Origin of the sequence: Candidatus Angelobacter sp. (assembly GCA_035607015.1) — a bacterium.
GTDB lineage: Bacteria > Verrucomicrobiota > Verrucomicrobiia > Limisphaerales > AV2 > AV2.
In genome coordinates, this window is record DATNDF010000044.1 from 1 (window position 1) to 9,478 (window position 9,478).

Annotated in this window: 8 protein-coding genes; 3 read left to right on the forward strand and 5 right to left on the reverse strand. The window is 58.3% G+C overall.

Features of this window, described 5'->3' with window-relative positions; genetic code table 11:
- Positions 1 to 566, forward strand: a 566-nt coding sequence (locus VN887_01860) for a hypothetical protein (protein HXT38747.1), incomplete at its 5' end; no start/stop codon positions are given.
- Between the two features lie 119 nt (positions 567 to 685).
- Here the strand turns inward: VN887_01860 and VN887_01865 are convergent.
- From VN887_01865 to VN887_01875, 3 genes are all read right to left on the reverse strand, one after another.
- Entirely contained in the window at positions 686 to 2,347 is a 1,662-nt protein-coding gene (locus tag VN887_01865) for an L-lactate permease (GenBank protein HXT38748.1), read from the reverse strand.
- A gap of 113 nt (positions 2,348 to 2,460) precedes the next feature.
- Positions 2,461 to 2,796 carry a divalent-cation tolerance protein CutA gene (gene cutA / locus VN887_01870; GenBank protein HXT38749.1) on the reverse strand — a complete coding sequence of 112 codons (336 nt, stop codon included), beginning with the start codon at positions 2,794 to 2,796 and terminating at the stop codon, positions 2,461 to 2,463.
- Positions 2,797 to 2,829: 33 nt separating this feature from the next.
- Positions 2,830 to 4,932: a serine hydrolase gene (locus tag VN887_01875; GenBank protein HXT38750.1), complete on the reverse strand. Its 2,103-nt coding sequence runs from the start codon at positions 4,930 to 4,932 to the stop codon at positions 2,830 to 2,832.
- 195 nt (positions 4,933 to 5,127) lie between these two features.
- On the opposite strand from VN887_01875, the gene VN887_01880 reads away from it, so the two are divergent.
- Positions 5,128 to 6,243, forward strand: a complete 1,116-nt coding sequence (locus tag VN887_01880) for a hypothetical protein (GenBank protein HXT38751.1) — start codon at positions 5,128 to 5,130, stop codon at positions 6,241 to 6,243.
- 4 nt (positions 6,244 to 6,247) lie between these two features.
- On the opposite strand, the gene VN887_01885 is transcribed toward VN887_01880, so the two are convergent.
- Positions 6,248 to 7,726 carry an alpha-amylase family glycosyl hydrolase gene (locus VN887_01885; GenBank protein ID HXT38752.1) on the reverse strand — a complete coding sequence of 493 codons (1,479 nt, stop codon included), beginning with the start codon at positions 7,724 to 7,726 and terminating at the stop codon, positions 6,248 to 6,250.
- Between the two features lie 478 nt (positions 7,727 to 8,204).
- Between VN887_01885 and VN887_01890 the strand changes: the two genes are divergently transcribed.
- The gene (locus VN887_01890; GenBank protein ID HXT38753.1) at positions 8,205 to 8,645 is read left to right on the forward strand and encodes a CBS domain-containing protein; all 441 of its coding nucleotides are present in this window, start codon (positions 8,205 to 8,207) and stop codon (positions 8,643 to 8,645) included.
- Between the two features lie 43 nt (positions 8,646 to 8,688).
- On the opposite strand, the gene VN887_01895 is transcribed toward VN887_01890, so the two are convergent.
- Positions 8,689 to 9,478, reverse strand: a 790-nt coding sequence (locus tag VN887_01895) for an FAD-dependent oxidoreductase (protein HXT38754.1), incomplete at its 5' end; no start/stop codon positions are given.

Sequence of the window (9,478 nt, forward strand, 5' to 3'; positions counted from 1 at the left end):
CCAAGAACAACATCAAAAGCCGGACGATGGGCGGTTCGTTGATGCCGTCCGGTCTGATCGACAATCTGCCGGCCCGGGACCGCGTCGATTTGTTCCGCTTTCTTTCTGAACTCGGCAAACCCGGTCCCTATGACGCGTCGAAAGGCGGCGTGGCCAGGTTCTGGAAGGTGCGTGCGGCGACTCATGAAGTTGAACAGTTCGGCCTCGAAAGGGTCGCGGGTGGCGATTTGAACGGCGCCGAGTGGCAGGCTGTTTACTCGCTGGTGGACGGCCGCCTGACGCGCGAGGCCGTCGAAGGCGCAATGCGGCAAAACAAATACGCCGGGCTGGTCGGCATTTTCCTTGGCGCGAAATTCCAGGTGTCGGGCGCCGGCGAAACCCGTTTCAAACTCTCCGACGCAACTGATGCGGCGATTTGGATTGACGGGAAACCGACAGGCGCCCGTTCCGACTTCAGTGCTCAACTTGCCCCGGGGACACACACTGTCATTCTCCGTTTCGAGCCGACGAAACTTCCTGAAAACCTCCGCTTGGAATCTCCCGACGCAACCTTCCTCGCGAATTGATTCCTTCAAATCCGCTCCCATGAGTTCAGGGTGAGTCGCGCCGGCGCCGCGGAGTCACACGCAAGGCTCCGTTTTCCGAAACGCTGACATTCCAAAGGAGACTGTTCGATCGGTTTGGTTTATTTCGCCACCATCCCGGTGAACGGTAACACGTATGCCTGGAGATAAACCAGGATTCCCACCAGGCACGCCAGCGCAAGGCTGTGAAAAAAAACGTAGCGCAGAATTTTGTCCTCATGGCCATACCAGTTGGTCGCAGTGCTGGCGACGACGATACTTTGCGCGTCCACCATCTTGCCCATGACCCCGCCCGAACTGTTCGCCGCTGCCATTAACACCGGGTTCAATCCCGTCTGCTTCGCGGTGATGGTTTGAAGGCTGCCGAACAAAACGTTTGAAGCAGTGTCGGAGCCGGTCAGCGCGACACCCAGCCAGCCGAGCAACGTGCCGAAGAACGGGTACAGGCTGCCCGTCTTCGCGAGCGCAAGGCCCAGCGTGGCATCGCTGCCGGAATATCGTGTCACGTACCCCAGGGCCAGCATGGCGGCGATGGTCATGAGGGAAAAGCGCACACGAGCGAGTGTTTTCCAATAGGTTTGGGCGATTTCTTTTGCGCCGAAGCCCATTATGAACCCGGCAATGATCGCGGACACCAGAATCCCCGTGCCGGTTGCCGAAAGCCAGTTCAGCGTGAACTCCGCCTCCTCAGGTCTTGTCGGTTTGTCGGGCGCTGGTGCCGGGGCGACCGGCGGTGTGCGGATGACCACGTTGTGCAGTCCAGCGACCGCGAACTTTGGCGCCGAGAGGTGGTTGAGGGATTTTTTTATCTGCGGCACACCCCAGAGGAACACTGTCAGACTGAGCAACACCCACGGCGTCCACGCCCTGGCGAGTTCACCACGACTGTGGTTCGTCACATGTGGAGCAACGGAGCCGACGTTGTGTTCGGCGGAACGCCACTTGTCCCCGGGTTGCCAGAATCTCAGCAGCACGCCGACGGCAGCCATCGACGAAATTGCGGCAACGATGTCCACCAGCCAGGGACCGTGAAAGTTGGAAACCAGGAATTGCGGAATGGCGAACGCCGCGCCGGCCGTCAGGGCCGCGGGCCAGACGCCAAGCATTCCGCGGAATCCGGCGAAAGCCCAGACGACCCAGAACGGCACGACGAGTGAGAAGAACGGCAATTGCCGGCCGACCATGGCCGACAGCTTTTGCAGATCGAGACCGGTCACACCGCTCAACGCGATGACGGGCGTGCCCAGCGCACCGAACGCCACCGGCGCGGTGTTCGCAATAAGCGAAAGGCCGGACGCTTGAAGTGGTTTGAAGCCGAGTTGCATCAGAATCGCGGCCGTGACCGCGACCGGCGTTCCGAAGCCGGCCGCGCCCTCGAAGAATGCGCCGAATGAAAATGCGATCAGGATGACTTGAATGCGCGGGTCTGGGGCGAACGAACCGAGGCTGTTTCTCAACACGTCGAACAATCCCTTCTTCACCGTGAGCTGATAGAGGAAAATAAGATTAAGGATGATCCAGCCGATGGGAAACAGGCCGTACGCCGCGCCGTACACCATCGTGGCGCCGGCGGCCGTTGCAGGCATGTGATAAACAAACAGGGCGACGGCCAAAGCGACCGCGAGTCCGAGCAGGGCCGAATAGTGAATGCGGATGCGAAAAAGGGCGATGGCGCCCAGGAGCACTACGACCGGAAGCGCGGCAACGGTTGTGGAAAGGAGGGTGTTTCCGAGCGGATCATAGTTCTGCAGCCAGTGTTCCATGCGCGATGGTGGTGTGGAGAGGGAAAATGGAATTCACCAAAAAGTCCAGTCGCGTTTCCGAATTCGTCGAACCGGGTCGTCCACAGTGCGCAACGGCGCGTCAGGAAATTGCTCTACCGGTTGCGATTGACGCTTGAAGCGATCCAGTCGAGGTAGCGCTTGTTGCCTCCCATGATGGGCAGCACAATAAACTCCGGCGTGTCGTAAGGATGTTTGGCGACTACAAGCTTTTCCAACGCCTTGATTTTCGTCTTGGTTGTTTTGAAAATGATCAACACTTCGCTGCTCGACTCGATTTTGCCCAGCCACCAGTAGTGCGATTCGATTTTTGGAACCAGATTGGCGCAGGCAATGAGATCGGATTTTAGGGCCGCTCTTGAAAGTTCTCGGGCGGTGCCTTGATCGGGCGCAGTGACAAAAACCGTGAAGAATCGCGCGTTTGATTTCATTGCAGTAGGTAAAACTTCGGGCAATTAACAGGGTCAATGCACGTCGGCGCCGCTCTTCAGGTGTGGTTTTAATAATCCGATGGCATTGCGCTCCTCCGGGTCGAGCTGATCGAAAAGACAGTTCTCCCGCAAATCGAAGGAACGACGTGGTCGGCCATCCGGCGTGGTGTGGTCGCTGCCATTGTGGAAGCACCAGCCGGCAGCGCCGCCGGCGATGGCTCCACGCAGATCGGCCACGAAATCCTCTGCTTTCGGATTCCATTTGGCGTAGCCGCGGCGAAACGGTTCCTGATAGTGAACGGGAACAACCCGGCCGAGGTCCCTCATCCAGTCCAGGTATTCGCGCGTCTTTGCTTCGGTCTGCGATGGCGATTGCGCATCGCGCGGCCGGTGCGGCGAAACGAAATCCACGCGCGCAGTCCGCAGATAGTCGCCGAGTTCATCCCGGCTAATGTCACCGCCGTGAGAGGCCGTGACGAGGAGAGCAGGATCAAGTCGGCGGGCCAGCTCGCGCAATTGCTTCAAGTCGTCGATGCTCGTAAAGCGTGCGTCCCGGATGTTTCGCTCGTTGCTGAGGTCGAGATACCAGTTGCGCCACGGCTTCAGGGCGGTGATAACGGTTTCCACAGCGCGACAATGTTCCTTCAAAGTTGGCAAGCGCGGCGGGCCGTCGTCGCCACCACCGCGCGTGAAGGTAACATTCGCGACCATGCCCCGGCGATCACATTCATTGATGAGCCATTTCAACTTCTCAAGTCCGGCGGGAATTGCATTGCCCCCGGCATCGACCGCCGCGGCGTCTGCGCCGAAAGCCCGCCAGTTGGCCCACACTCGGATCCAGTTGAATTCGGATTTTTGCATGTCGTCGAGGTCGCGGCGAATGAAGCCCCCCCGCGCGCCCAGCGCTCCGTAATAGCTGATGCCATGGAGAAAAGTTGGCCGGCCGTTCAGTGTGAAGTGCGTGCCGGCTATGCCAAGGATCGTTTTCGCTTGAGATCCCGAAGGCACGCTGACGGTGTCGGGGGCAATCGAGCCCTCGGCACGACCCTGCACAGCTTCGACCATCAGCCGCGCCGCCTGGTTGCATCGGCTATTCGGATTGCCGGGACTTGCATCGTGATCGTCGATTACCGAGTCGTTCCAGGAGACGATAAGATCGAGGCTGGGAATGACCCAAAGCATTCGCATTCCACCGTGGCCGCTGGCGACGCAGGTGTCGGTCGGCGCGTCCACGAACAATCGCTGACCGGACTTGTTCGTCCGATTGAGCCACCAGTTAAAGCTGTAATATCCGGGGCCGATGGGTGTGATGTTTTTTCCCCCGCCAATGGATCGTTGATGCGGCAACATGCGGGCTTCCTTTCCACTGGTCGGAGGAGTACCGATCGGGACAGGGCTGGTAGTGGCGATGCGAATCAATTCCGGTTTGAGGAGTTGATGGTCTTTCCATTTGCCACCGCGCAGGTAAAGCAGGCCGAACCGGGCGAAATCGCGCACAGAAAGTGCAAGTCGACCCGGCCGGTCGTTCGGGCCGAACGCTTCGAATGTGAAGTGATCTTCAAACTGGAGAGGCCCGGCGATGCGCGTGCGCAGAACTTCGGTCCCATTTGTCCTGAACACTTTTCGGGTGAGCGTGTCGTAGTAGAGCGCGAGAGCGAAATCATTGTAAGACCAAGACTCGCCCGCTGGCTCAACGAGGCCGTAGCCGGAGGTTTGCGAAGCTAAATGCCGCCAGGTGATGCCGGCATCTTTGCCGTTGTTAATCGTCTTCAGGCGCGGCTCGAAGTCGGCAACCAGTCCGTCCACGCTTTTGATTCTCCCTTCCTGCACAGCGATCAGGAGCAGCGTGCTGATGATGGGTTTCATGGCCGACGCCACGTCACCGCTTTTGGACTGGTCGCCCCACGAATAAACCATGAAGCCGTGGCGGACAACGCAACCACGACCGCCGACGAGATCGCGCAAAGCATCCAGCTTTTCGGGTGACAAGCCGGCGTCATGAGGCGAGAGGATTTTCCAGTCTTTTTCGGGATAGGTGTCTGCGAAGCAGGCGAGCCGAGAAAAGGAGAGAAGCAGAAGAAAGCCGAAAGCGCAGAGGAATGAAGGCACGGGCGCAATGAATTTCGGAATGGTCATTGCGACGAGATTAAAACACCGGCTGGCAGCCCGGCAATGGCGTTGTGGGCCAGTTCGTTTGTTACGATGCTGTCTGAAAAAACCGTTCAAACGTGGTTGTGTCCCGATTTTTTTTGAATTGATTATTTCCTCCGGGAAGTCTATGAAGAATCCGCTGAAGTTCACAGTTCGTGGGTGGTTCAACTCAATCGTCGCATGAAAAGGATTCTGGCCGTTGGCTCGGGCGTCTGGTTATGTGTTTTCATCAATCCTTATGCGGCCGAAACGGCCCAGACGAGGATTTACTGCCTGTCGCTGCGGTTTCAGCGAGGGCAGGACATGTTTGGACTCTCCGCCCTGGACTTGAGCACGATCAGCCTCGACACTCCCAACGGGGAACTGGCGCCGTCGTTCACTACGCCGAGCCATTTCAGTGGCTTCCGCATCAGCGACCCGGACACCGGAGAACTTGTCGAGGAAGGCGAAATCGATCTCGACACGCCTGCGTTCGTCGATGCCAACGGCAACGGATTTGATGATTTTTTCGAGGTGAGCCAGCCGGTCACCGCGGTCAGCAGCGGCATTTACAGTTCGGCTGTTGACAGCGGCACGGTCAGGGCGACATGGGGCAGGGACGCAGGCTCCAAAGATGGAACCTGTGTACTGAGGTTGACAAGCAGCATGGTCGGGCTCTTGGGTGATTTCACACACAATTTTGAGTTGATTGAATACACCGGGCCGCTGAGTTACACGCCTGGCGCGAATCGCGTCACCGGCTCCGTCAACCTGACACAGACCGGGGATCCCTCCAGCCAGCTCACCGGACCAATTGAATTCATCAAGTCTCCAACCAACCGGTTCGACAAACTGGACCTCCAGCACGCAGTCTGGACGAACACGGTGTCGCAGACATACAGAATCAGCAACGACATTGATTCTTTTCTGAGGGATCTCACCCTCAAAACCAACTACTACGGCTTTGTGGATTTTGACGACGGCGACCCGGACACGACTGATCCAGACTATTACACGTGGGTTCTTTCCATTGACGACGCGAACGACTCGAATGCCAACGGAATCCCGGACTTCACCGACGATGTCGGTTCCACCGCACCGCGCGCCCCTTTTTTAACGATGGTGAACGGGACGACGAATTTGCTTCTAAGCGTCAGTGGCACCGTCGGGAGTGTTCACGAAGTCCAGCAAACCGCTTCATTGAGTTCGACCAATTGGACGCTCGTTTCCTCCGTTACACTGACCAACGATCCGCAAACGGTGACTCTGCCGCTACCGACCAACATGACCAGCTTCTGGAGAGTGCGCGCGTTGTGACGCGTTAGAGCGGAGTGAAATGAAAAATTTGCGCGCCGTGATCCGGCAGGTCCAGATACAGCCCCTGATTTTGCAGGTCGTCTCCGTAACGTTGATGTTCCTCTTCGCCCAGCAGATCCTTCATTTGCCAGTCGCGTTGCGCCAGCCCTTCGACAGTAAGCGAAACAAAACATTGACTGCGATGCGGAGCCAGATTCACGACCACAAGGTCAAAGGAGCCGGGTTGTGATTGCCATTGAACCACGACGAAATTGCGGTCGGTGGGATTGTCCGGCCAGGCGAGATGCGGTCTGAGAATCTCGAATTTGCCTCGTCCAACGGCACTGGATTCCAGCGAGGCGAGGAGCCGTTCGTAGAAGGCCTCAACCTGTGGCTGGCGCGGTTCGCACGGCCGGCGGCTGAGCTGGACCGACGTTTTGATCCGCGCGCCGGTCAACTGCCCTTCATGCGCAAGGCGCAAACCGGGTAGGCCGAAACTCAACAGCGCGGCCGCGCGATGCTCCGGCAGCGCGAGGATCGAGGCGGCGCGGGGTTCATCGTGGTTTTCCAGAAAGTGCGCGTTGCGGCCAACGAATCCGGGCGCGACGCCAAGCAGATGCCGGTGGACGCCAGCGAGGTCACGATAGACAAGGTAATCGTAGAGACGTTTGTCGTACGTGTAATCGAAACCGAGGGACTGCAATCGCGCTTCAAGGTCCCAATAGACCTCCCCGAGGAACAAGAATTCCGGTTGCGTCTTTTTGACAGCCGAAATCGCGTCTGCCCAGAACTCACGCTCGATTTCAGACTCGGGACAGGGGAAATGCTCCCATGTTCTGGTAAAGACGTCATTCAACAACAGCATGGACATGTCGCAGCGCACGCCGTCACACCGGGCCGCGACCGATTTCAGCGTTTCGATCAGGCAAGCGCGCGTATCGGACCGGCGGACATCGAGTTGAACGGTGTCTGCCCACGCGGCAAAGTTCGGATCTTTTCCGTGTGCAAGCCAGCAGCCGCCGGCTTCGGATTTGCAATAAAATGTTTCCGGAGCCCGGGCCGGGGCTTGAACAAACAGTTCAGGCCTTTCGACCACCCACGGGTGGTCCAGACCGAAATGGTTCGGCACGAAATCGAGCAGCAGCCGCATGCCGCAAGCATGGAGTTTCTTGTGGAATTTCTTCAGCTCCCGTTCGCCGCCAAGCTCGGGCGACACTGCATAATCGGCGACCGCGAAAGGCGATCCGGCGATATCTTCTTCCTTCCAGTCAGGCAGCAGGTTGGCGAGCTCGGAGCGAAGTTCCGTGTCCGCAAGTGCGACGGCTCGGCTGCGCGGGCCGGTCGGCCAGACGCCCATGAGCCAGATATGTGTGAAACCAAGGCGTTTCAACCGTTCGAATTCAGAGTCGGGCACAGCGCCGAGCGGGATGTCGCTGCCGAGTCGTGCGGAGAGACTGCGCATCCAGCAACGGGTGTTAATCTCGTAAACAAACGGCTGTTTCATGTCCTTCCGGTCAATTCCTCTCAAGTCGCATCGAAGCCATGATGTTTCGACAGGATTTCTGCCCGGGCCGTTCAAGGAGCGGGAGGCGGCGCCGGGATTTCGAGGGGCGCCAGGTTGGTGGCGGAATAACTCAAATGGGAGGCGATGGAGGATTCACCTGTCTCCAATGCCGTTGAAATTTGTGGTTTTCAAATCAGCCATGCAATGGGTATAACCGGGAAGTTCAGGCCGGACCCAGCACTGAACGTTTCATGAACAGTCGAAACAACCGAAATCAACGGAGGGCGTGCTCGATGCGCCACGCGACGGGGCAGCTTCAGATTTTGGCGAGAGCCGGCTTCAGCGAGCCGGACTTGCCGCGGCACTTGCGCGGGGCTGCAATGACAGGTTTTGACAGGCTTCTTCCATGCCTGGGCCGCTCATGCGTCCGTTCCATTGTTGATTCGCGCAGAGTTGACTGGAAAGGAGGCGTCCCAGAGTGAGCATCACCGGCACGGTCGGCACAATACTGAATCAAAAGGGCCGCCAGGTGTATTCCATCCGGCCAGACGCGACGGTATTTGAAGCCATCGGTCTCATGGCGGACAAGAACGTAGGCGCGTTGCTGGTAATGTCCGGTGACCAGCTTCTGGGAGTTGTGTCCGAACGTGATTACACGCGCAAGGTGGCTCTTAAGGGGAAGACGTCGCGCGATGCGAAGGTGTGCGAAATCGTTTCAAGTCCGATCGTTTCCGCCACACCCGGTCATAGTGTGGAGGAGTGCATGAGGTTGATGACAACCCATCGTGTCCGGCATCTGCCGATCCTCGAAGATCAAAAGATCGTCGGTGTCGTTTCTATCGGAGACCTCGTCAACTGGACCATCTCCGCCCAGGACGCGACCATCGAACAGTTGAAGAGTTACATCACCGGATTGTAGCCCGGCTAAAGGAGAATGGAATAATCCGGCCCGCCGTCGTCCTTCAGGGTAGATTGGTGTATCCCATCAGAAAACGGTCGCATTCGCGCGCCGCGCCGCGCCCTTCGTTGAAGGCCCACACAACAAGGCTCTGGCCGCGACGACAATCGCCCGCGGCAAACACCTTCGGGATGCTCGTCTGATACTTGCCGTGGTCCGCCTTGATGTTGGTGCGGGGGTCGCGTTCGACAGCGAGGGCATCGAGCAACGGCTGTTCCGGGCCGAGGAATCCCATGGCCAATAGAACGAGTTGCGTGGCTACCACTCTTTCGGTGCCCGCCACGTTCTTCGGGATGAACTGGCCTTTGTCGTTCCGCTCCCATTCCACGTTGACGAGGTGCACGGCCTTCACCTGGCCATGTTCGTCTCCTTCGAACTTCGTCGCAGTTGAAAGGTAGATGCGTGGATCGGCGCCAAACTTCGCGGCCGCTTCTTCCTGTCCGTAATCGAGCCGGTAAACTTTTGGCCACTCCGGCCAGGGATTGTCCTTCGCGCGATCCGCCGGAGGTTTCGGCAGAATCTCGACCTGCAGCAATGTTTTACAGCCGTGGCGCATGGCCGTGCCGACGCAGTCTGTGCCCGTATCGCCGCCGCCGATCACGACCACATCCTTGCCGGCTGCGGAGATGAAATTCCCGTTGCGATGACCGTCGAGCAGACAGCGTGTGTTCGCGGTAAGAAATTCCATCGCGAAGTGGACGCCCTTGAGTTGACGCCCTTCAATCGGCAGGTCGCGCGGTTTTGTGGCGCCCGTGCACAGAACGATCGCATCGAAGTCGTCGAGAAGCTGTTTC

Bases quoted from the DNA above. Each gene is read 5' to 3' on its own strand.
- VN887_01865 (HXT38748.1), bottom strand. From the start codon at position 2,347: ATGGAACACTGGCTGCAGAACTATGATCCGCTCGGAAACACCCTCCTT.
- VN887_01885 (HXT38752.1), bottom strand. From the start codon at position 7,726: ATGAAACAGCCGTTTGTTTACGAGATTAACACCCGTTGCTGGATGCGC.
- VN887_01880 (HXT38751.1), top strand. From the start codon at position 5,128: ATGAAAAGGATTCTGGCCGTTGGCTCGGGCGTCTGGTTATGTGTTTTC.
- cutA (HXT38749.1), bottom strand. From the start codon at position 2,796: ATGAAATCAAACGCGCGATTCTTCACGGTTTTTGTCACTGCGCCCGAT.
- VN887_01875 (HXT38750.1), bottom strand. From the start codon at position 4,932: ATGACCATTCCGAAATTCATTGCGCCCGTGCCTTCATTCCTCTGCGCT.